The organism is Vibrio sp. 1069 (assembly GCF_033340555.1).
The window spans coordinates 1-22923 of sequence record NZ_JAWOWP010000009.1 but is presented as its reverse complement, the minus strand read 5'-3'; the positions used below and the strand labels follow the sequence as shown (position 1 = coordinate 22923).

Annotated in this window: 14 protein-coding genes and 8 pseudogenes; 7 read left to right on the top strand and 15 right to left on the bottom strand. The window is 44.1% G+C overall.

Annotated features, from left to right (window positions below; translation table 11 throughout):
- Window positions 1-385: 385 nt before the first annotated feature.
- The gene (locus tag R7040_RS14535) at window positions 386-1084 is read right to left on the bottom strand and encodes a hypothetical protein (protein WP_025612718.1); all 699 of its coding nucleotides are present in this window, start codon (window positions 1082-1084) and stop codon (window positions 386-388) included.
- A 218-nt stretch (window positions 1085-1302) separates the two neighbouring features.
- Between R7040_RS14535 and R7040_RS14530 the strand changes: the two are divergent.
- Window positions 1303-1597 (top strand): annotated as a pseudogene (locus tag R7040_RS14530) (hypothetical protein); the annotation flags it as partial.
- Window positions 1598-1689: 92 nt separating this feature from the next.
- On the opposite strand, the gene R7040_RS14525 reads toward R7040_RS14530, so the two are convergent.
- The 6 genes and pseudogenes from R7040_RS14525 to R7040_RS14500 form a co-directional block, all read right to left on the bottom strand.
- Window positions 1690-2037 carry a hypothetical protein gene (locus R7040_RS14525; protein ID WP_169637214.1) on the bottom strand — a complete coding sequence of 116 codons (348 nt, stop codon included), beginning with the start codon at window positions 2035-2037 and terminating at the stop codon, window positions 1690-1692.
- A 59-nt stretch (window positions 2038-2096) separates the two neighbouring features.
- Entirely contained in the window at window positions 2097-2711 is a 615-nt protein-coding gene (locus R7040_RS14520; protein WP_025612720.1) for a hypothetical protein, read from the bottom strand.
- A 49-nt stretch (window positions 2712-2760) separates the two neighbouring features.
- On the bottom strand, window positions 2761-3015 hold the full coding sequence (locus R7040_RS14515; RefSeq protein ID WP_318096893.1) for a hypothetical protein: 255 nt from the start codon (window positions 3013-3015) through the stop codon (window positions 2761-2763).
- Window positions 3016-3665: 650 nt separating this feature from the next.
- Complete coding sequence (locus R7040_RS14510) at window positions 3666-5042, bottom strand: GGDEF domain-containing protein (protein ID WP_318096892.1); 1377 nt, start codon at window positions 5040-5042, stop codon at window positions 3666-3668.
- Window positions 5043-5123: 81 nt separating this feature from the next.
- A pseudogene (locus R7040_RS14505) lies at window positions 5124-5222 on the bottom strand (IS30 family transposase); the annotation flags it as partial.
- A 62-nt stretch (window positions 5223-5284) separates the two neighbouring features.
- A pseudogene (locus R7040_RS14500) lies at window positions 5285-5686 on the bottom strand (IS5 family transposase); the annotation flags it as partial.
- Between the two features lie 59 nt (window positions 5687-5745).
- Here R7040_RS14500 and R7040_RS14495 point away from each other — a divergent pair.
- A pseudogene (locus R7040_RS14495) lies at window positions 5746-6014 on the top strand (transposase); the annotation flags it as partial.
- Window positions 6015-6236: 222 nt separating this feature from the next.
- Here the strand turns inward: R7040_RS14495 and R7040_RS14490 are convergent.
- Window positions 6237-7268 (bottom strand): annotated as a pseudogene (locus R7040_RS14490) (IS110 family transposase).
- 68 nt (window positions 7269-7336) lie between these two features.
- Between R7040_RS14490 and R7040_RS14485 the strand changes: the two are divergent.
- Together R7040_RS14485 and R7040_RS14480 are read left to right on the top strand one after the other, a co-directional pair.
- Window positions 7337-8220: pseudogene (locus R7040_RS14485) on the top strand (IS3 family transposase); the annotation flags it as partial.
- 308 nt (window positions 8221-8528) lie between these two features.
- Window positions 8529-10925, top strand: coding sequence for a putative bifunctional diguanylate cyclase/phosphodiesterase (locus tag R7040_RS14480; RefSeq protein WP_411978182.1), 2397 nt, complete (start codon window positions 8529-8531; stop codon window positions 10923-10925).
- A gap of 116 nt (window positions 10926-11041) precedes the next feature.
- On the opposite strand, the pseudogene R7040_RS14475 reads toward R7040_RS14480, so the two are convergent.
- Window positions 11042-11323, bottom strand: a pseudogene (locus R7040_RS14475) (recombinase family protein); the annotation flags it as partial.
- Between the two features lie 399 nt (window positions 11324-11722).
- On the opposite strand from R7040_RS14475, the gene R7040_RS14470 reads away from it, so the two are divergent.
- Window positions 11723-12271, top strand: coding sequence for an outer membrane protein (locus R7040_RS14470; RefSeq protein WP_025594094.1), 549 nt, complete (start codon window positions 11723-11725; stop codon window positions 12269-12271).
- Between the two features lie 511 nt (window positions 12272-12782).
- On the opposite strand, the gene R7040_RS14465 is transcribed toward R7040_RS14470, so the two are convergent.
- The 3 genes from R7040_RS14465 to R7040_RS14455 form a co-directional block, all read right to left on the bottom strand.
- Complete coding sequence (locus R7040_RS14465) at window positions 12783-13454, bottom strand: HD-GYP domain-containing protein (RefSeq protein ID WP_318058315.1); 672 nt, start codon at window positions 13452-13454, stop codon at window positions 12783-12785.
- 308 nt (window positions 13455-13762) lie between these two features.
- Window positions 13763-15235 carry a group II intron reverse transcriptase/maturase gene (ltrA, locus tag R7040_RS14460; protein ID WP_031848075.1) on the bottom strand — a complete coding sequence of 491 codons (1473 nt, stop codon included), beginning with the start codon at window positions 15233-15235 and terminating at the stop codon, window positions 13763-13765.
- 702 nt (window positions 15236-15937) lie between these two features.
- Window positions 15938-16351 carry a LysE/ArgO family amino acid transporter gene (locus R7040_RS14455; protein ID WP_025589760.1) on the bottom strand — a complete coding sequence of 138 codons (414 nt, stop codon included), beginning with the start codon at window positions 16349-16351 and terminating at the stop codon, window positions 15938-15940.
- On the opposite strand from R7040_RS14455, the gene R7040_RS14450 reads away from it, so the two are divergent.
- The gene (locus tag R7040_RS14450; RefSeq protein WP_025594143.1) at window positions 16328-16801 is read left to right on the top strand and encodes a DUF4832 domain-containing protein; all 474 of its coding nucleotides are present in this window, start codon (window positions 16328-16330) and stop codon (window positions 16799-16801) included. The genes R7040_RS14455 and R7040_RS14450 overlap by 24 nt on opposite strands.
- 146 nt (window positions 16802-16947) lie before the next feature.
- Here R7040_RS14450 and glpC read toward each other — a convergent pair whose 3' ends face one another.
- Genes glpC through glpA form a run of 3 tightly spaced genes read right to left on the bottom strand, consistent with a single transcriptional unit; the run spans window position 16948 to window position 21163 of the window.
- Entirely contained in the window at window positions 16948-18174 is a 1227-nt protein-coding gene (glpC, locus tag R7040_RS14445; RefSeq protein ID WP_004726856.1) for an anaerobic glycerol-3-phosphate dehydrogenase subunit GlpC, read from the bottom strand.
- Window positions 18171-19496 carry a glycerol-3-phosphate dehydrogenase subunit GlpB gene (gene glpB / locus R7040_RS14440; RefSeq protein ID WP_014257458.1) on the bottom strand — a complete coding sequence of 442 codons (1326 nt, stop codon included), beginning with the start codon at window positions 19494-19496 and terminating at the stop codon, window positions 18171-18173. Before glpB ends, glpC begins: the two co-directional genes overlap by 4 nt.
- Window positions 19493-21163: an anaerobic glycerol-3-phosphate dehydrogenase subunit A gene (gene glpA, locus R7040_RS14435; RefSeq protein ID WP_031847523.1), complete on the bottom strand. Its 1671-nt coding sequence runs from the start codon at window positions 21161-21163 to the stop codon at window positions 19493-19495. The genes glpB and glpA overlap by 4 nt, the downstream gene beginning before the upstream one ends.
- A gap of 701 nt (window positions 21164-21864) precedes the next feature.
- Between glpA and R7040_RS14430 the strand changes: the two are divergent.
- A pseudogene (locus R7040_RS14430) lies at window positions 21865-22500 on the top strand (recombinase family protein).
- Window positions 22501-22923: the final 423 nt, after the last annotated feature.

Genomic DNA, 22923 nt, shown 5'->3' with positions numbered 1-22923 from the left:
TTGTAAGAGCTAAAACGACGAGAGCTCGCAATAAATGCGAGCTCTCTAAATAAGTGGCGGAGAGATAGGGATTTGAACCCTATCGCTTGCTAAAAATCTTTCGCAAACCCTTGTATATAAAAGAGTTTTCGACAACTAGTCATACAAATCAATTACAAGTGTCTAAGTCAGTTGACTTAAGATCAAGACTACAGATAACTTATAGAAAGTCAATGTGGTAATATTCTATTTTCTGAGTAATACACATAAATGGACAAAAGTTTGTCAGTGCTTTCCCTAAATTAGCATTTAGCGGATAATCTGAGGTATTGTAAATACCTCTTATCTATTGGCCAAATCAACTCATCCACTACAGTTTGAGTTAATCCGTCATGTGGCGGAGATCTTATACGTCGTACTGTTTCTTAGCTATGAAGACTTCCGACGAAACTGTTTTTGGATGATAACCCTGTCCCTTAGGTTGCACGATAAACTGCAATGAGTCCGACAAAGCTACAGGATTCTCTTCATAATCGTCACCAATGTACATTTGGTCTGAGAAAGGGGATATTGCATAAGCAAGATGTTCGACAAGTGTATCTCGATTAGAGAACTCACTTTCTTCTAAATTGATCATCTGCGCAATGATTGCACTATCGATGAAAGTGCCACTTAGCCAGTTAGATGTCGAAGCATAACCTGCACACCAACGTAAATTATTGGCAGCGGTGAAGACTTCGATTAACTCAGTATTCCCCCCGACGAAACATGAACCGAACATAACCCCTGTTATGTTGTACTGTTTTGATTTCATGCCAATAGCGAAAAGAATATCCTCTAACTTCATATTACCTATTTTCTTCTTGTACCCATGAGCTGCAATATAGACAATAGTGTTAGAAAACCTGACTTTACAAAGACATTCTAAGGCATATTCAAAGCTCTTTTTGTCATAAAAATCAGCATGGTAAACTTCTGTATCCCCTGCTAATTTTGCAACACCTTCAATAAAAGGCACAACACTTGAACGGTTAGAGTCACTATCATCCAATTCCCATGGACTTTCCAGCACCAGTATTCCCCGATTGGCACTATGTCTTGCCATCTTTAGTTCCTTTTAAAAAATTTTGGTATTCATTAAAGTTAAATTTGTAGCCATCATCTGAGCAAATCGTAAGGTAAGCTCAAAGCTTGAAAAATAGGCTTTGAGCTTCTTAGCTATTCGCAGCGTCAATATTGAAGATTTTTTTCCTAATTATCAATATTATAACACCAAAATCGCTAGGTAGGCCGTTCACTTTTAAGTTATTAACCAGATTGCCATACAGTGTCATTTCCCAAGTGATGATTGACCGAATTACGATCATGACGACTGGACGCAAGGGGGGAGTTTAGGACCTCATATGGAGTTATCGAGTTCACACACACGAAATGTGATAATATTGACATTATCAACAATACCATAACTTCAGATCGGCCCCTGCGAATTGCTAATAAAGAGAAAGCAATTCGTGATCTAAAAAAAGTTGGAAGAAACACACTGAATTGTGACGAATCAGGATTAAGCAGATACGGGCACTCCCAAAAACTGCACAAATCATTTCTGGAGAGACGGTAAACAGTCCTTTGTAATTGTCGGGGTGACATATAATCACTCAGTCTGTCTTAGAACATAACCATCATATCAAGCACCAAATTACACCAAGAATATTACCGACCGTCTATATCTTTACAGGTTACGGTAATCAATACCTTCACTTGTTCCAAAGCACTATCAAGGCAATATTGAGTTGAAAAAACATGGTTATCTATCAACGACTCTATCTGCTTTGAGAGCCCTAAAAGTTTACGAAGAATTTTATCGAGGGTTAATGCATTGGTTTGCCAATCACTCTGGATACGGCTATTGGCTATTAATAAATCTATCCTTAAAAGATAAATTTGAAGCTCTAAGAGAATGTTCTGCTCTCCAACCTTTTTCGATATTAACTTCGCATCTTCTAGGCATTTGTGAAGATTACTGGTATTGATCACGATAGGTATTTGAGGGGTTAACAACACAAACCTCCTTGGAGGATGAGTGGCTACTATCGAGTAACCACACACCTGCGCCAGTCTTATTTAGATTTGAAAACTAGTCCATTTCTAGCCAGTTCGAAGTCTAGATACTCCCAAAAAGTGAAGTTCGTTAAGCAGATTTCATCATTCTGTCCGATACCTAGAAGAGATTTATCACCTGTTTCTTCATACTCTTCTTCAACTTCATCTGTTGCTTCCCTTAAAGCCTCTTCCACAAGCTTTTCCTGAATATCTTCGTCCGACCAACCTAAGAACTTTGCAGTTAGGTTTGATCTAAGTGGATAGTAATCGTAAATCTCTCCCAGTTGCGGCTCATATCCCTGCTGTATTGCTTTGATGCTTTGCTCCAGCCCATACAGGTAACTAGCCTCATCCCACTTAAATAGTTGATCTTCATCCACCGCAAATACAAGCCAATAATCAGGGTTAATGGCTACCTGCCAGCCTAGATAATTAAACTCTCTGATAATGGAAAAGCGGTCATCATGAGATAAAGGTATGCCCGTTATCTTCTGGATGAGACCTTCACGAACTTTGAACCTATTTTGACCTGCTTCAGCATCTGAACAGTGTTTTTTAGAACACAAAAGAATCAGCTTCGCCACATGCTCATAATTGATATGATTATTTTTAACTCTTCTTTTAATAGGCATAGTTAGTTTCATCCTGTTGTTTAACTAATAAAGTAGTATGTGCTAACAACTAGCTAAACTCGCTTATACCTAAAACTAAGAAAGAAATCTCACGATTTTGCCCGATACTCAAGTCATCAAGCCAGTAAGTAACTCTTTTGTGACGTTTACAGAATGACCTGCTCCCTTGTGGTCTTGACCAAAAACGTATTGATTCACCAAGAGTTTGAGGACTTCCATCGTCACCATTGGCAAAAGGGATATTCAAATCAAATGGAAAAAGAGCATTATGAAAGCCAGTGATAATGTCTTGTTTAGAGTTCAACTTACCCTCGTTAATATACCCTTCAGTGAACTCTTTGATTATTGCAGTTTCTAGTAGTACTGCCCACCGATGTAAAGTATTTGTATGTTCTCTTCCATGTCTAGGTGATTTAACGCATACCCCAAGGAGTTATTATCGTAATATTCACATGAATAAATATTACGCTGTAATTTCTTAGCATTTTTGTTCACATACTGCTTTATCCCTGTAAAAAACGGAGTCCACTCGCTTGATCTCTGTTGTTTTTGAAAGAAAACCAAGGCGCTTCGGCTACTAGTAACGCGACATCTCTTTTCAATTTAAATACCTCTTAATCAAAATTTCTGGTGGCTTATTTACTCTTACTTGTCATTGTTAACCTCGTTAGTGGATTGGGGTGACGATGAAATCCTATAAGTTGGTATTACCTGCATCTATGGCTAGTCACATTACCTATTCTAGGGAAAACTGTGAGTTTTCTCTGATACTGAGTAAATAATTTAATCCGAAATGGGGCAAATTTGAGTTGCGCTGCCCTACTAGTGCTTGTGCACTGTGAAGGGGCTGGACAAAACGGGTTTGATGATTTGCTAAGTTAGCATTTGGAGCATTAACTGTGTCCAATTGCAAAATAGTATTCAACGTGACTAGATTATAAAAACTGGGATGCATCACGTTCCAAATTGGCATTTATTGATTATTTCTCCAATACAGACTTGATTGCGACCATTTTCTTTTGCTGTATACAAAGCCTTGTCAGCTAGTTTGAAAACCTCATCAGCACTATTAGCTTGAGATAAACTTGAACAGCCAATTGATACCGAAATGTGTGTGTGTGAAGTTACTTCCAAGATAGGACTTAAATTTTTTTCACATACTTTCTTTCTAAGCTTCTCCGCTATCTGGGCAGCTTCATGTAGTTCGCACTGCAATAACACTACAACAAACTCCTCACCACCGTAGCGATATACAGAATCTGTATTACGTATATTAGCCTTTAAGGTCTGAGCAACCGTTTTAAGCACGTTATCACCAACTAAATGCCCATATGTGTCATTAAATGTCTTAAAATGATCGACATCTATCAATAAAACTGAAATTTCCTTTTTTTGTTCTGGACGTTTGTTTACGAGAAGGCTCATATCTTTATCTAAGGCCATTCTATTATTTACACTCGTTAGCCTGTCCGTAATGGCGCTGACAGAAAGCTCTTCTTCTAATGTTCTCCGTTGCTTGTCATACCGCTCATATGACACCGCACTTACTAACATAATGAGAATGAAACAAAAACATACTGAAACGACATATAGAGCAATCGCCTTTTCTTGTTCTTGTATATGAGTGATGGTGTACCCACCAACTAAGAACATCCCCCCACCTACAATCAATTGCCAACGAACAATACGGGCACCAAAAGTAGGAGCAAGCAATGCGTGTACAATGCCTTTGTTAGACTCTAAGCATATGGTTGAAATACTCAGCACCATTCCTAATACAGTCGTTGTTGGTGACATTTGGCCATGAAAATTATCAACGTTATAAAGGTATCCGACCGCCGATAGTAGTGGTAAAAAAATGGAGAAAATTGCTATCACTTGTGTGAGGTAGCAAAACCGTTTCTTTAACATGAAAACCAATGCAATGAAGATGGAGCTAAGCATATATGTGGTGTTACTACCCATTTTCATGGGTGAAGGCACGTTTAGTAAGTGGGAAAAAGTATTATTCAGGCTAAGTACTTCATCGATAATGTTATTTCCCGTCAACTCTTGCTGAAGGCGTGTAACCAAACAAACACCAGCAAATACTAATAGAAATCCAGCCCATTTAGTCAATGTTCTTATTAAAATACCAGTAAGTGATAACACTAGGAGTATTATAGTGGTCAAGGGATGAGTCGCGGGGCCATTGGCGACAGGACGATAAATCCATTCCACCTCAAGAAAGTAAGAAAGGATAAGTAGAGAACAAAACAGCAATACACAACCGTACCCAATAATACTGAGCTTCAACGCTTTGCTAATTAGATTCTGTTTTTTGGACTGCATGTTTAGTCGCTCGTTGAATGAAAGCTGTATTTTAAGTAACTTAGTCCCGAATTCAACTGCGAAGTGCGACACTCGCTAATATCAAGCAGCCAATACCATTTCTTTAAATACAATTGCTGGCTGCTTGAAGTCTAAACATTTTCTCGGTCGATAATTTATCCGCAATAGAGCGAATTCAATATCGCTGTGGCTTTGTTGCTTAATTCGGTGAGAAGATATGGTAGCCCCATGCTGATCACTTCTTAAACAACATACCGAGTTTCAGGCATACCAAACCCTGTAAGCTTGTTCAGCGCTTTGATCATAGCGTAAGTCTCGCCAACCTGAGCATTGTAATTTCTTAGACTTAATTTCCCACCTAGCAACTGTTTTACTCGGTACATTGCGGTCTCTGACAGAGAGCGCTTATGATAGCCATACCTCTTTTTCCACTTCTTGTTGGAGCCGTAAAGCTTCTGGCAACCTACCGCTAAGTTACGAGGATGCCCTTGTTCCCAGAAGGCTGCTCCTTCTCTTGGCGGGATGAGCGGAACCGCTCGCTTGATCCGTATGGCATCATGGCAATTCCTTGTGTCATAAGTGCCATCGCCTGATATCTCAATGATTTTACGACGTGTCTGCTTGAGTAAGTTGGGGAGCACTGATCCGCACCAGCAGTTTTGGACACCGAGTTAAGTGAGTACAATCACTAACGAGGTGAAGCATGACAAGCAAGAAAAAACGTATTATCCATTCTCCTGAATTTAAAGCAGAAGCACTGAAGCTAGCAGATAAAGTGGGAGTCGCTGCGGCAGCGAGGCAACTCTCGTTACACGAATCTCAGATCTACGGTTGGCGTAAGGCCGCGAAGAAAGACACCAGTACCAGTCAGCGGGAAAAAGATCTAGCCGCTGAAGTCGCCAAGCTTAAAAGGCAATTGGCTGAGCAAGCTGAAGAGCTAGATATAGTAAAAAAGGCCGCCACCTACTTCGTATATGGAATCCACGGGTTTTACAAGATAAAAATGTGCAATGGATAAGATGCGGTCGTATATTCGGTTTCTTATTGAAGGAGCTACCTTCTAACCTTTGATGTGTACGCACCTACTGTCCTTGTCGCGAAAGAAGCTTTTAAAAGCATTGCGAAGTAGTCAGGGTCTCAGTAGGCTGGTCTAACCATTGAACATCATTATTTGTAATCTGTTAATTCATATAGCTAAATAGATAATGGCTTTGGCTGATAAGCCGTTTCATAGTGGAGCATTGCCCAAGCTGTCCTGACCGTCTTGTTTGCCAAAGCGATACAGGCTCTTTTGAACCCAACCCTATCGACCAACTTGATAAGCCATGCCTGCTTCTGGTTTTTTGGCGATTCGGGCAATCGGTAAATATATGCCATGGCACCAAGGTATAGCATTGAACGGAGATCTTTGACACCGCCAAATTTATCTATGCCCAGCATTGTTACTTTACCGCCTGAACTGTATTGTTTCGGTGTTAGCCCAACAAACGCTGAAGCTTGCCGTCCATTGGTAAATTGCGTTCCGTTACCTAAAGTAGCGTAGAGCATGGAAGCTGTTGTTTCACCGACACCTTCCAGTGCCATGAGTCTTTTGCAAGGTTCTATCTGATGAGTTGTCGAGTTCATGGATTTCTGGAGCTTGCTCAGTTCATCTTTCAGGTTAAGGTATTGCTGCCATAGCATCGACAAGGTTGTGACCAAGCTTGCTGGCAAAACATCACTTTCATAGAGTGTTGAAGTGACCAATTCAGCCAGCCCTTTAGTACCTTTGGCTTTGACGATACCGTACTCGTTAATAATGCCTCGGATGTGCAGCCCCAATGACACTATGGTTTTTGATAGAAACTGACGATTTGCTTCAAGAGACATCAAGGTTTGTTGCTCCATTGATTTGGGCTTGCTGTATTTTATTCCTATCTGGAGCGCCGCATTAGCGATGGCAAGAGCATCATTGGCATCAGTTTTATGGCCATCAACATATGCCTTTACCTTTTTCGGATTGATTATCCGTACTTCGTGTCCGAAAGACTCAGCGTATCTGCCCCAGTAGTGGCAACTAGCGCAGCCTTCTAGAGCAACAAGAGATGGCTTGGATTTAGCGAGTAACTACTTAAGTTTCTGCCTGCTTACTGCTTTGTTACTGAGCAGTTCTCCTTGGCGGCTAATATGGCAAACCTGTAACACGTTTTTTGCTAAATCTATACCGATGACGTTCGTTCTTAGCATGATGACACCTCGTTTTCATGTTCCTGCCTATGCTTAAGTTTTGCAGAGAATGAGTGGATTCCATACATCGCGAAAAATCTAAAGTAGATTGCTACGAATTTATGCTCGAACACCTGCTGTGCTTCAATGTTGTCCGTATGGCTAAGGTGTTCGGGGTATCTCGAAGTGGGTTTTATTACTGGATTAAGCACCGCCACAAGGCTATCCAGCGCGAGGCAAGTCGCCAAGAGCTTGATATCAAGGTCAAGGAGGCGTTTGACAGCAGCAAAGGCCGAGATGGTGCGAGGCGCATTCAAAAAGAACTGGCTGAGAACGGTAATAGTCATAATGTTAAAACCATTGCAGCCAGCATGAAGCGTCAGGATTTGACTCCGAAAGCCGCACGCAAGTTTAAGTGTACAACAGACAGCAAGCATAAATGCCTGTTGCTCCGAACCTGCTGGCTCAGGACTTCAACGCAGCGGCTCCGAATCAAAAGTGGGCGGGTGACATCACCTACGTTGCCACAAGCGAAGGTTGGCTGTACTTGGCGGTAATTATTGATCTTTACTCAAGACAAGTAGTCGGCTGGTCTATGGATACCAGAATGACTGCTACGCTGGTCTGCGATGCGCTATCAATGGCCTTGTTCCGTCGCGGATTCCCTGAGCAAGTTATCGTTCACAGTGATCGAGGTAGCCAGTATTGCTCAAAAGACTATCGAGACCTCATGACCGCTTATAATCTAAAGCAAAGTATGAGTAGAAAAGGAAACTGCTGGGACAACGCTTGTGTTGAGAGCTTCTTCCATTCAATGAAAGTTGAAGCGATCCAATATGAGCCGATCATGACGCGAGACGAGATGCGCCAAGCGATCTTCGAATACATAGAGGTTGATTATAATCGGACGAGAAGGCACAGTGCTCTCGGGTATCTAAGCCCAGTTAACTTTGAACAACAAAATGTCGCTTAATGGAGTGTCCAGTCTGGCTGGAGCAGATCAGGCTTTATTGTATTGCTTCCAGTTAGTTGTTTTGTAACGAGGTTTAGGCATGAGGCTACGACGATTGATGGGTATAGCCGATCAGATCGTAGATTTTTGATTTAGTTCCACCGATTTAAGCAACAAAGCCGTATCCCTTTTCAAATGTCTAGTAGTCTTTTATTAACAATCAACTTATTATAGCCATCTTTTATTAAAAATTAACTTATTATAGTCAATTCAGTAAATCCTTGACCAATGAAGTAGAAAATGATGATCACACTCAAGAGGAAGAAAGTATGCTAGGACTGTTTGTTGGCCAAATTGTTTTATTCTCACTTTTTCCACTATATTGCACGCGCCTAGATACTGGTATACGCCGAACCTCTTTTTATATTTGCATCTCTCTTTACCTGTTGATCGGCGGCTTTTTCGGCAACGTCTATTCCCTACCTATAACTGAAACCATAAATATTTCTGGGGGCAACCTTTGCTATGGCGCATTAATGATGACATCAATATTATGTGTATTGGTGGAGCGTGATGTTTTTATTCTACGTAACCTCATCCGATTGGTGATTTTTGTCGATCTATTTAAGGTCTTGTTTGCAGGATTAGCGGAATATACGCTAAAACAAGATGTCATAAACCCGCACAGTATTCCTGCGGAATTTTTCCACATATCTACGTCGTTTATTATCTTAGGTGGCGTATTGATTATTACGGAACTGGCTTTGCTTTTCTTTTTGTTTGAGAAACTCAAAAACTTGAAGTTACCAATGTTTGCTTCCGCGTTAGTTTATCTTTTAGGGTTTATCTGCATGTTAGTCGCAGACGGGATCGCTTTTCCATTGATAGCCTTTGGTGTAAGTGAGCCAGTCGTAAATATCGTGATCGGTGGGCTTTCAGGTAAAGTGCTGATGGCCTCAGCCTTTAGCGTACCACTCGCATTGTACATATTGGTTAAGCGTCGTGAATTTACCCAATATCTTCAAGGTGAACCTTTGGATTGGAAACTGATGTTTCGTTCGCGTCGTGATTTGATGAAGGAAATAGAGGACAAAGAGTATGGCTTAAAGCAGGCTGAAACCGTGTTTGAACACAGCAATGATGGATTAGCGGTAATCGATGATCAGGGAATCGTTCTTCGCTGTAATTCTGCTTTTGCTCAATTCACCGGTAAATCCGTTCAATCGATAACCTCAACATCGAAAACGTTAACATCGCTTCTTAATTTAGAACCGTCATTTATGATGTCGTTAGATGAATCATCGAGTGAGCAAAAAGCCGAGATTGAATTTCAAGGACATCACGGATTGTTAACAGTTACAAATGTTGAAAAGATAAAGGGTCGCAGTGCGTTAAAGATCGTCTCGCTTACTAATATCGATGATCTCATCGTAGCACAAGACCAGCTTCATTATTTGGCAAATCATGATATCTTGACAGGGCTACCAAATCGCCGAGTATTGGATGATACACTCAGTCATGAAGATCTTATACACAGCGCACTCATCATATTTGATGTGGACCATTTTAAAGACATCAATGATAGTTACGGCCATGCCAGTGGTGACGCTTTGCTTAACAAAATCGCACAAATGCTTCCTAAGGCGAGTGGTGAACAGTTTGGTCAGGATGGCTATGTTGTGGCACGCACTGGAGGCGATGAGTTTGCTTTATTAATTAAGAGTGCTGATTTATCTGCGTGTGAAGCGCTGTGTCAGAAAGTACAGAAATTGATGACGCGTCCATATTATTTAGGCAACGATATTCATGTTTACTCCTCTTTGAGTATGGGGATTGCACTGCAACAGAATGTTGACCTCGAAGACCTTTTTCAAAGTGCAGATGCCGCGATGTATGTGGCGAAACATGCCAAACGTGGAAGCTATCAGTTCTATGAGCAGTCGTTTACTGATGCGAGCCAACGGACGTTGATATTGAGTAATCGCCTAAGAGAAGCACTCGAAAAGCATGTACTCGAAGTCTATTACCAACCACAAGTTCATGCGGGAACAGGTAATATGGTTGGTTTAGAAGCATTGGTACGCTGGAATGATGGTGGAAACTGGGTTTCGCCAGCCGAATTTATTCCTGTTGCCGAGCGTTCCGGCCTTATCGACCAACTAGGAATGTATGTGCTTGAAACCGCGTGCCGTGATGCGCAAATTTGGTTCGCAAAAACAGGCGTGGAAACACTGAAACTATCAGTGAATGTTTCTGCACATCAGCTACGTTTTGAGCAGTTATATGAACAAGTGACCTCAGTGTTAAATAAAACGGGATTTCCAGCAAAAGCATTGCAGTTAGAACTGACAGAATCTGCATTCCTAGAACGTGAACAAGAGGTGATACCGCAGCTTGAGAAGATTCGTGATTTAGGGGTGAGTTTGGCGATTGATGATTTTGGTACAGGTTACTCATCACTGTCTTATTTGCATACTCTGCCGATTTCAACTCTCAAAATTGACCGTTCTTTTATTAGCCGTTTGCCTACCGACACAACTCAGCAGCAGCTTTGCCGAACGGTTATTCAATTAGCAGCGAATTTGCAGCTTAGCGTGGTTGTTGAAGGTATCGAAACAGCTGAACAGCGTGATTTTGTGGTGGCAGAAGGGTGCCAAGTCATTCAAGGCTATTTCTATTCTAAACCAGTGAGTTGTTCGGAAATTACCAATAAACTTCTCAGTTAGCACTTAAAGGGGCATCTTTGACTTCATATTAGAAATGGCAGCGTACCTATGTGATCGCTGCCATTTTAGTATGAGGGGTCTGAAGCCCAATGGAACGAAAACGTACGCTAAGCTTCTTACCCCGCTGAACGCTCACTTGCCAACTTTTTAGCAACCCGTATTACTGTACGACCTGAAACATTGGTAAGTTTGGCGGTATCACTGATACTCAGCTTGTTGACTACTCGTAGCTGATAGATTTTTTCGTGTAGTTCTGAATCGGCTTGCCGCCCTCTGTATTTCCCTTCCTCTTTGGCTTTCTTTATTCCTTCAGCCTGACGGCGGCGGCGATCTTGGTAATCTTTTCTCGCGATAGCAGCTAGCATATCCATCATCATGCTATTTATAGATTTGATCATGGGGTTTTGCGCCCATTTCAGCGAAAAGTCCAATGTGAGCCCTCAGCCTTTTATTTATAAGGGCTGAGGGCTACGGCATATTTTCTTTCTTAGCCCTATAAAATACGAACATATGACAAAATCGCTTGGTGTTCACAAGATTTCTGAACCATTTTTGAGAAGGTTTTGGACAGAAATCAGCTAGAGCATCTACTTAAATTAGCAATTCATAAATTACTTTTTGTATGGCAAAGTGAGTTTGGGAGAGCTAGCGCTTCGGTTAAGATAGCGCTAGCTAAAAGGATTGCCTCAAGATTAGGCTTTGGCTTGATGCGCACAACGAGCGTTACGTTAAATATTCGCTATTAACGATACTCCCATGCATGCATAATATCTCCAAATCAACTATAAGGACTTAAAGTGAAAAAACTGATTTTACTAGCACTCTTAAGTGCAAGTGCAAGTGCAAGTGCAAACGAGGTAGACCATTTTTATGTCGGCGGCAATTTACTTGTAGGTCACAATACTGAGTTAGATGCTGGTATTGCAACTATTGATGAAAGCAACGACTTAGGTGGAGGTGTGTATGCTGGTTATAATTTTGCAGTTCACCCTAATGTAGATTTAGGTGTGGAGTTAGAATACCAACATTTTGGTGAAGCTGAATTTAATGAAGATGCCAGTGTTAAAGGTGATGCCTTTTATATTAACGCACGCCCTAAGTTTATAGATAAAGGTAATAAATTATATAGCGCACTCATTCTTGGCGTTGGTTCATTAAAGGGCGAAGCCAACGTCTTCGGTATATCTGAATCAGAATCCAAGTTCTCTTATCAAGCAGGATTGGAAGTAGGTTACATGCTTGACAATGTAGACCTTGCTATCGGCTACAGATACAGGTCTGCTGAATTTGATGGTGTAGATATCAACATTCAAGGTGTGACAGTTGGTATGAGATATAACTTCTAGTAGCTTGCTACGAATGAGCTATCACAACCAAAAAGCTTCCCATTCGGGAGGCTTTTTTAAGTGCAGGTTATTCCTACTATGGTAAATCCGTAAGTTAGCTATCAAAAATCAGGCTTCCTGTTACCTAGAAAGCGTTAGCAACGGTTTTAATAAGAAATCTATACCTAACGTTTTGAAAGTTTGTGACACTTTGAACTTGATTTACAGGGCAAAAGTCAGCGAGTGCGCTTGAAACAAGAACAGCACAATGATGCCCATTTTTCGTACTAGTTATACTTGGTCAAAATTCAACCAGTAACAATCCTGTTCTTTTTGACGAAACAAACTTTGGGGCATAAATGAGTTAGAGCCGAAGGACGGCTCTGTGCCAATTGCAGACATTAGCAACGCCTGAGCTCAGGTGCATTTGAGACAACGCCTGCTTTTGCGTTAGCAAAAAAGTGGGTGGCGGATCAAATGTCATCTGCAGAGACTTTTTAGGCAGCGTTCACCGTATTCTAGGAACGAGCGTTTACGAGGCACGTGCCGAACTGGCCTTTATGACTTTTGTAAACAACAAAAAAATATTTGGATCAAACTTCGTGTCCACTTCATGCTTCAAGATATTCATAGTTTCAAGGTGCGATTTAGCCATGCGGTATGGCCTGCTAGTCGTCAGTGCATCATACGCATCAATGATCGAAAGTATTCGACTACTCAGGGGAATATCGGCACCAGCCAGTCCGTCCGGGTATCCGCTTCCATCAAATGCTTCATGATGATGTCTGACAATAGACGCGACCTCGTCTCTGTTTGTCAGGAATGTCTCACTAATTATTCTCTCACCGATAACCGAGTGAGCCTTTATCTCTTCCCTTTCATCAGGTGTGAGCTTTCCAGGCTTCGAGAGAACAGTATCACGAACTCCAATCTTACCCACGTCGTGTAATTGACTGGCAATACGCAAGTCATCTAATGAGGGGGCACTCAAATCGGCCGCACGCCCCACTTCCAACGCAAGCGCACAGACGCGGTCACAATGGCGTCTAGTATACGCATCGCGCGCGCACAATGCCGTAATGAGTGATGGGTAAGCATTTTCTTGATCTGGTGCGAGGGCAAAAGCCATTGAATATCTCTCCTTGTTCAGCAACGCGTAACAATTTAATAGTGCGCTCATCACGCATATTTTTGCTGACTTCAAGCTCATCTATCCACATTCCAACAAATAACCGAGGGTATTTCAAGATTTTAAATAAATTTAAATGTAGGATATACGCGTTGCTCGTTTGCTTGACTATATGAATAAACGACACAACTTTATCTATTAATTAGCCCAAAATTTAGCCATCCTCAATGACCGGTTATCGCTCTTTTGAGGCATTCGCCTCAACACGTTTTTGTCGAGTAGACGACACTTGTTACCAAGTGCCGCCCCTCTAAGAACCGTACGTGCAACTTTCACTGCATACGGCTCAAGCCTCCACTAAGGCATCATTGATACCCAGCAACTTATAACGCAGTCGGGACAGGCTCTTTCCAAGAGTTACGAGCTAGCCTTTTAGATTTTCTCTTCACCAGATATTCTTGGTATTGAGGGTCAAAAGGGGTCGCAGCACTCCTAATTTTTACGTGTCTTTCGATAGGCACTTTCGCTATTTGGAACAGATTGAAGTGACAGTCCATGTTCATGATTTTCTGCCAACCGTGAAATTGCCACTGGCCTTTACGATTGAGAAAATACTTGTGCACAACCCAGTCTTTGGACTTGGTTGGATGACGTCTAACTGCCCAGTGCCATAACGCTTGGAATAGTTTATGGCCGACATACCCGAATACTTGTTTAGCAACACAGTGGCGATAGTAATTCGCCCATCCCCTAAGTTTCGGATTTATCAACTTGATAAGATCGTTAACAGGGATGGTTGCGTGCTTTTTAATAACTTCACGTAGATTTCTAAGGAATAACAGCGTATTGGATTTGCTCGGTTTAATGAGCAATTTCCCTTTGTACTTCCTGTGATTGAAACCCAGAAAGTCAAAGCCATCATCAATATGAGTGACCTTCGTTTTTTCTTCGGAGAGGGTTAACCCTCTTTCTGCCAAAAAGCCAGCAATCAACGGTTTGATATCGTTCACTAGCACTTCCTTTGAAGAGCAGGTGACCACAAAATCATCCGCATAACCGATAAAGTTGGCCCTAGCACCCATTTTCAGAGCTGTAGATTTTATTTGTTGCTCTATTCCCGCGAGAGTCATTAGCATCAAGGTTGGAGATATTATTCCACCTTGAGGTGTACCTTCTTCGGTATCGTAGAACAGCCCCTTATCTACATAGCCAGATTTTAACCATTGCTCTAACATTCGTTTATCTACAATGATATTGTCCATCAGCCATTTATGCCCGATTTTGTCGAAGCAAGCCTTAATATCTCCCTCAAGAACCCATTTCGCGGATTGCTTTAGAGCTAAACATTTGAAGCACTGACTGACAGCGTCAGCCGTGCTGCGATTTGGTCTAAAACCATAGCTATTGAGGTCGGCAAACGTTTCGGACACAGGCTCTAATGCAAGAAGGTGGAGGGCTTGTTGCGCTCTATCAATCATGCATGGAATACCCAGTGGCCTGAGCTTACCGTTCTTTTTGGGAATATAGATACGTTTGAGTGGTTTTGCGGAGTAAGCCTTGCGACTCAGTTGATCGACTGCTTTCATACGGCGTGCATCTGTGTTCCAGATGACACCGTCTATTCCAGGCGTTTTACTGCCTTTATTCTGAGAGACTCGCTTAACCGCGAGAAGCTTGGCTGAGCGAGAATGAGTCAAGAGCCACTGTAAAGACTTCACCTTACCGTATTTCTTTTCTCTAGTTGCTTTTGCGATACGCATTTGAAGCTTCAATACGTGTACTTCAACGGATTTCCAGTCGATGGACTGCCATTGATCGCCGTCAGAAGATGCACTAATCTCTTTCGAGATCACCATTTGCTTTTCTCCTTGAATAAAGTTCTTCAAATTCTCTCGCAATGGAAGACCAGTCGGAAGTGGGCTCACTTTCGTGATCAGACATAAGTCTGTATCTGCATCATTACAATGTAGCTTTCGCTTTTTCCGACCTCCTATACCTGCACCACTATCGGCCACAAAGGCTTTCCCAAAGGGAGTGATACAGGCTTACCCTGTTCCGTATGTTGCGTAAAATGTCGGGTTAGATGCCCACTATAGTGCGGAGAGTGCAGTGACCACGAAAAAGTACTGTCCAACCTCTGTCCAACTCTCATTGCCTTTTGGCTACAGCGTAATAACCACTTCCGCTGCTTCATCATATAACGCACCTTGAATGGATTCACATATGTTCATCATACTGACTACCTAGCACTTACCCGAATTGTGGTTTTCAGGAGGAACGTCCTCTCACGATTCTTTTCCCACTCAGCCCAACTGCCAAGTTTCGTTACATTGTCCGAGCCGCTGCTTTATTCAGGCTCGTAGGTTCATCTGGTGATACAGACGGTTCACTCATAAAGCGGTGAACAACGCTTCATACGACTTCAGGTCGCACGGACAGAAATGGTTTAGAGTATTTACTTAAATTAGCAAAGGACGAATAACTTCTGGTATGGAAACTCAGTGTCCCATCTAACAGGAGCAATTTAGTTAATAGAAATGCAGCTTCATCGCGACGCTCTATATGTATTGGCTTAACAAAGGTGCTGCCAGCTTCAATGCAATACCACACATGATGCATGAAATCGCAGAATCTAAAATTCGCCATGTTCTTGGCTTACTAAAAAGTGGGATCAACTTGTTAGCCAAATACACTAATCCATAAAACCAGCCCCCTGATGCGATCAGTGCCCCTATAACAAACAATAGTTTTTCATCAGGTTCCATTTGAGCAGTCACGCCCCCGAGTATCACCACCGTATCCAGATATACATGTGGATTTAAAAAAGTGATAGCCATCGCCATTAAAACGACTTTTAACCAACTCTGGGCAATGTCCGAATTTTCCAACTCTAGGTGACTTGAACCTTTCCAAGCTGATTTTGCAGATTGGTAGCCATACCAGAAAGCTTGGATTGGGCGATTGCGCAGCACGCTTCGACATTGAACCTGAAATCGCACGTGGTGCCGACTCAGTATCGTGATTTGTTGGACGATGCGTTGGCTCAAATTGGCTATCGTCTGCGTGTAGACACACTGGTGCACCCTGCTGAATTGACGCCGGGCGCGACCATGACGGTTCAGGCCTTGCTTGTGAACGAAGGGAACGCGCCACCGTATCAGCACCATTATCTGGCGTATCGATTGGTGAATGAGGACGAAGAAACCGCGTTTTTCAACGTCTCAACCGCAGATGTCATGCGTTGGCTGCCGGGTGAACACGCGACCTCCAGCAGTTTCACTTTGCCTGAAACGATCCCCACCGGCCATTACTACCTTGAGTTGGCCTTGGTCGATCGCCATGCTGAGGCAGAAGTGAATCTGGCCAATGAAGGGTTGCAGGCGTCGGGCTGGTATCGCTTATCTGACGTGACCATTCGTTAGGTCGACAGCCTTCGCCATGCTGTGGTGCGATAGACAGCAGCAAACGAAAAGCGAAAGTGACAGAAGAAAAGCGGGCAATGCCCGCTTTTTTGTACGTTGAGCGTTGAAACGACTTTCTTTGAAGACGCCTTTTTGGGGTTGGAAGACTAAGCCAGTGCTTGCGCCAGCAAGCTGACCGGGTGAATGGTTTCCAGCGCGGTGTTCTCTTCGATTTGCCATTTACAGGTTTCGCAGTCGGTGATCGCAAAATCTGCATCGGAGGCTTTGATCGAGTCAAACAGGTGCGAGCCGATTTTCATCGACACGTCATAGTTCTCTTCTTTAAAGCCATAGGTGCCCGCCAAACCGCAGCATTCGCTATCGAGGACAATCAGTTCTAGGCCCGGAATCATGCGCAGTAACTCAATGGTAAACATCACGTTGCCACTGCGTTCCAAGTGACAAGGCGTGTGATAAACCACTTTGAGGTTGACCGGTTTCATTTTCGGCGCATTGCCATTCATAAACTCTTTCAGCAGGAAGCGCGTGACGTATTCAATGTCGTTGGACACTTGGCTGTTGTCGACGCCGAGCACATGCGGGTATTCCTGTTGCAGCGTGAACGAGCAAGTTGAGGAGGTTGAAATCACTTTGGTGTGATATTCATTGACCGCAGTTTCCATGTTCTTCACGTTCAGCAATGCGTTTTTACGCGCTTTGTCATGAAAACCGTTGGCAATCAAAGGCACGCCGCAGCATTTCTCGTTGTTCAGCAAGCGCACGCCAATATTCATCGCATTCAACACCTTCACCAGATCTTTGCCCAATTGTGGGTGGTTGTAGTTGACGTAGCAGCCATGAAAGTAGGTGACTTGGCGCTGATACAGCGGCTGGCTGGTGCAATTTTGTTTAAACCAGCGACGGAACGTGCCGTGCGAGTATTTCGGCAACGCTTTGTGGTCATGCACGCCGATGGTTTTGTGCATGATTTTTTTCACCAATGGCATCGATGTGGCGAAGTTCACCACTGGTGCAAATGGCGTGGCCAGTGAGCCGAACAGGTCGGTGTGGCTCAGCACGTAGTCACGCATCAGTTTCGGATTGAGCGGTTTCTTGCCATGTTTACCCCGCGCGACGGCGATGATGTCGCCGATTTTCACCCCAGAAGGACACGCGGTTTCGCAGCGTTTGCAGTTGGTGCAGTATTTAAGCGCTTCGTCGTAATATTCCGGGTTTTTAATGCGCAGGCGCTCGCCATCCGGCCCGCACTGTTTCGGGCCTGGGTAATCTGGGTTGGCTTTTGCCACGGGGCAGTACACCGTGCAGACGGTGCATTTAATACATTGGTCAAAGCTGGTATTCAGAGGAGCAGCTTTTGAAAATGGCGCGTTCATGCGAGCACCTCCTGATCGAATGGGTTAGGGTGAGACGCTGACAATTGAGGTTCTAGGCATTGCATGATGGCGTGGTAGGCGGTGCCAATCGCGACGCCGCCACCGCACCCTTCAAACACGGGATCGTATCCCGACAACATGGAGCCGCAGCAGTACAAGTTTTTAATGGTGACGCCGCTGCGCTGTGGGTTCAATTGCGCGTTGGTTTCGACACCGAATGCCATAAAAGGGTGTGAACGGTCGGCAAAGAAGGCCGGATTGCGCCAATCAACGCGTGCTGGTTTATGCGTCACTTGCAAGCCAAAGATCGGTTCTTGGATGGCGTGTTGCTCGGCATGCAACCCTTGGCTGAAATAGCTGCCGGTTGCCATGATGTAGTTGTCAGCGCTGATGGCCATGTCGCGCAGGTTTTGCGTTTGCAGGCTAACCAGACGCTCGCCGTCAAACGTGCCGTTGACCACTTTGTCGCCTTTGAGGTGAATGCCACCCAGCAGCAGGAAGGTGCGACTGAGCGCCTCTTCAATGCGAATACCCAGCAGCGATGGTGGCATGGTCGGCACTTCGTGAAATTGCAGTTGCGTGGTGTCGCGTAGCTTCGTTAGCAGCGTTAGGCCATCGCCGTTGCCCATGATCGCGGGCATGATCACCAAGTCGTTGCGATTGGCTGCACGCATCAAACCATCGCATAGCGCGGTCCACGCGGCATCGTGTTTTAGCAAACGTGCAATGTCGATTGAGCGCAGCTCATTTGGGTTGCGGCGGTATCCGTCAAACCCCGGAATCGACAGGGTGACCGTGTGAATCGGCACACCTTGAAAATCGGGATGCTGGTGAAGGTTATCTTTCAGCATTTGTGGCTGAAAATCGCGATAGCCATCGATCGAAACCACCACAATACGCTCAAACGAAACTTCTTGGCGGTGTTGGTAAACAAATGGCTGCGATAGCCAAGTCGCTTTGAGTGTGCCAAGCGGCGTGATGCGCCCGTGATTGGCCAAATCATCTTGATGCGATAGCGGCACGTTCGCGGTGGCGAGCGTTTGACGAAACCATTCCAGCCCTTTTTGCAGCGTGCTACGACCCACCGTGTTGTACGGATGGGACGGCGCTTGTTGCTGTAATGCGTCGAGGGCATCAAACGGGTGGGTGACCGCGCTGCCATCTGGTAATTTCGCCAGCACATCAATGGAGCCGGAAGAGAAATGTAACGCGCTTTGACCCTGATTGATGAGCACGGTTTTTTTGCCAGCTTGCAGGCTGCGAATTGCAGCGGTATAACCCGCAATGCCCCCGCCGATCACGGCCACATCATAATGCATCATAATTCCGCCTCCTGTTTTTGTTGTTCTGCTTGAGGGTGTTCTGATTGAGCGGGCTGGGGCAGGTCGCTGGCACCGAGTAATCCTTCGTAAATCCAATAGCTGAATTCCGCTTCGCGCAGCGCATCACCCCAGAAAATGGGTTTGATGCCTTTCCAGCGCTCTTCTAGAAAATCGACCAACAATTCACTCGATTGACAGCCATCGACCTGACCATATTCGGAAAACAGGCTGGCCGCACGGTAGATGCACAGTTCGCCCTGACAAGGGCCCATGCCTAAGCGAGTGCGGCGGCGCAGATCGACCAAGTTGTTGACGTCGAGCTGTTTAATCGCGTATTCAATTTCGCCCGCAGTGACCATTTCACATTCACAAATAATCGCTTGGCTCTTGGCATCGTCAGACAAGAATTGCGTGGCGCGTTCACCATGGCGATAAATGGCGGATTCATACACCGGTTTGGCGATGCTGGCGGTTTTCTTGATGGCTTTTGGCGTTTCGTTTGACCCCGGCAGTGGGCGCGTGTGGGTTTCGCACGCCTGAGTGTTGCCCAGTTTCTTCGCCACTAAGTCGGTCGCCCATTCCGCCATTAAGCGGTAGGTCATCAGTTTGCCGCCGGTAATGGTGGTGAGGCCTTTGAGGCCGTCGCGCTCTTGGTGATCGAGCAAAACGATGCCGCGGCTGATATTCCGGCCACTGCCATCGTCATCTACCGAAACCAAAGGACGTACCCCCGCGTAGGCACGCAGTACGCGCGTATTGGCCATGATCGGCGCAAGTTTCGCGCCTTCTGCCAACAGCACATCCACGTCACGTTCGGTGACGTGCAAGTTGTCGATCTGGTCGTAATCAATGTGTTCGGACGTGGTGCCGATAAGTGAAATGGTGTCGCCGGGCACCAGAATGTCGGCATCGGAAGGTTTACGGCAACGGTTGATCACCAAGTTATTGATGCGGTAATCGAGGATCAACAGCGAGCCTTTGGCAGGGAACATCTTGATGTTGAGGTCGGCATATTCGCAGATATGTTGTCCCCAAATACCCGCGGCGTTGATCACTTCTTTGGCAAAGATTTCAAACTGTTGGTTGGTGCCCAATTGCAAACAGCGTACACCGAGTATGGTATCGCCTTGGCGAATCAAACTGGTGACGATGGTGCGGTTGAACATGCGCGCGCCGTGCTCTTTGGCATCAAGGACGTTCGAGGCACATAAACGGAACGGATCCAGCGTGCCGTCGGGCACTTTCACCGCACCGATCAGCGCCGGGTTCACGTTCGGTTCGAGCGCGAGTGCTTCTTTTGGCGTTAAACGGGTCGCTTCGATACCGGCATTGCCGCAAGCCTGAATAAAGGTGTCTTGAAAGCTGAGTTCGTCTTCAGGCAGGGTAATGAATAGGCCGTCAGTCGCTTCCACACAATGGCGAGCGATGCGTTTGAGCGTTTGGTTTTCTTGAATGCATTCTTTGGCCGATTCTGCATCAGTGACGGCATAGCGCGCACCAGAGTGCAGCAAGCCGTGGTTACGACCCGTGGTGCCGGAGGCGATGTCATTTTTCTCTAACAGAATGCACGCGATGCCTCGCAATGCGCAGTCTCGCATGATGCCTGTGCCGGTCGCGCCGCCGCCAATGATGACAACGTCGGTTTCCATTCGTTGATAAGCCGTCATGACCTTTACCTTATGCAACTTTAATAAACTTACAACTAGTATGTTTTTTTTTATCATTTACGTTCGATATATTGCTCACAAAAGCGCGAACGAGCGTTAAATTGATAGTTTTGGTGATTGTTTCGTGTGGGTGTGGAGAAATTAACCAACAATGTTGCTGGTATTTAACAGGGTTAGGCACATATTTGTTACATGTAAATCGATAAAAACAGGAATAAATTCGCTAACGAGCTGGTCTGATGTGCAAGCGGAGTCAAGAACGTTGTTGGTAAATGAAAACGTATGATGCCTTGTTTAATAAGCAATTGCTCAGTTTATTAGGGTTTTCTTGATTAGAAAATGGCGCGATAAAAACTAACCCTACTGATGAAATGATCAAAATGATGCGCCAATTAACAAAAAACGAGTTTGACATTAACAAACTTGTGCTCGAACGCTCATAAATTTCCTTGTTCGATTTTCGAGAGTGCTCTTCTGTGTCAGATTTGCCCACACAAAGTTTGTGTACATAACTATAAACAGGGGTGTGAAGCCCAACGGTACGGTTTCGTACGTTAAGCATTAAATCAAACAGTTAGAACGGTATGACGCTTAGGTATACTTATAAGTCACACGTAAAAATTGACACGAAAAGTAGATTTGTCATAACCTATTTGTCACACTTGTTTAGATCATAATCTAAATGTCACTTTGAGGGGCTTATGTACATCTTTGGATACTTAAGAGCATCAACCTCTGATCAGAATGCAAAACGTGCTCAAGGTGCTTTACAGGAGTTTGCACAGCAAAAGGGCTTTCGAATAGCAGGTTGGTATATTGAGAATGAATCGGGAGCCTCATTACAAAGACCTGAATTACTCCGATTACTTGATGATGCTGCAATTGGTGATGCGATCATAATAGAGCAAATTGATCGTCTTTCTCGACTTGATGAAGAAAGTTGGTTCAAATTAAAAGAAATGCTGAACCAAAAGGAACTTAAGGTAATCAGTATCGATTTACCAACTAGCCATATCGCTTTTGCGCCACACATTCCCGACGAGTTCACTCGTTCGATGATCAGGGCTATTAATGGGATGATGATGGATATGCTCGCTGCAATTGCACGAAAAGATTACTAAGATCGACGGCGGCGGCAAGCTGAAGGGATCATGAAGGCTCGAGAAGAGGGAAAATATCGAGGAAGACAAGCAGATCTCCAGCTTCATGAAAAAATCTATCAGTTAAGAGTTATCAATGGGTTAAGTATCAGTGATACCGCTAAATTGACGAATGTGTCCACTAGAACGGTAATTCGGGTGGCTAAGAAGTTAGCAAGTGAGCGTTCATTGGGATAAGAAGCTTAACGTTTCTGTTCCTTATGGGCTCTAGTCCCCTAAACAAGAAATGCCCCATTCGGTGTTAAAGTAATTACTCAGTGGCAAACCAGTTCCACTGAAATTACATTACTTTGGTTAATGGTTACCAGCAAGCTAATAACAAACTGCGCTGCGCCGATGCGCATAACCTCCAAAAAGTGTTCAATAAACGATGTTTTGAACGAGTTATTTCTGCCTGCATGGTTAAGCTAGTTTGTTTGTAGTTTCTTCTCACTTGTGGACATTTCGAGTTAGAGATTGTAGTCGCCAACACCTTCAGTAAAATTACATTTTCGGTAAAGCTTGAGCTATAACCAACAGAATCGGCTTTGTTGCGTAATTCGGACAGAAAACCAAGTCGTCCGAAATTGAATAATTATTAAACAATATACTGAGTTTCAG

Bases quoted from the DNA above. Each gene is read 5' to 3' on its own strand.
- R7040_RS14520 (WP_025612720.1), bottom strand. From the start codon at position 2,711: ATGCCTATTAAAAGAAGAGTTAAAAATAATCATATCAATTATGAGCAT.
- ltrA (WP_031848075.1), bottom strand. From the start codon at position 15,235: ATGGTGATCTCGAAAGAGATTAGTGCATCTTCTGACGGCGATCAATGG.
- glpA (WP_031847523.1), bottom strand. From the start codon at position 21,163: ATGACGGCTTATCAACGAATGGAAACCGACGTTGTCATCATTGGCGGC.
- R7040_RS14480 (WP_411978182.1), top strand. From the start codon at position 8,529: ATGCTAGGACTGTTTGTTGGCCAAATTGTTTTATTCTCACTTTTTCCA.
- glpB (WP_014257458.1), bottom strand. From the start codon at position 19,496: ATGATGCATTATGATGTGGCCGTGATCGGCGGGGGCATTGCGGGTTAT.
- R7040_RS14510 (WP_318096892.1), bottom strand. From the start codon at position 5,042: ATGCAGTCCAAAAAACAGAATCTAATTAGCAAAGCGTTGAAGCTCAGT.
- R7040_RS14535 (WP_025612718.1), bottom strand. From the start codon at position 1,084: ATGGCAAGACATAGTGCCAATCGGGGAATACTGGTGCTGGAAAGTCCA.
- glpC (WP_004726856.1), bottom strand. From the start codon at position 18,174: ATGAACGCGCCATTTTCAAAAGCTGCTCCTCTGAATACCAGCTTTGAC.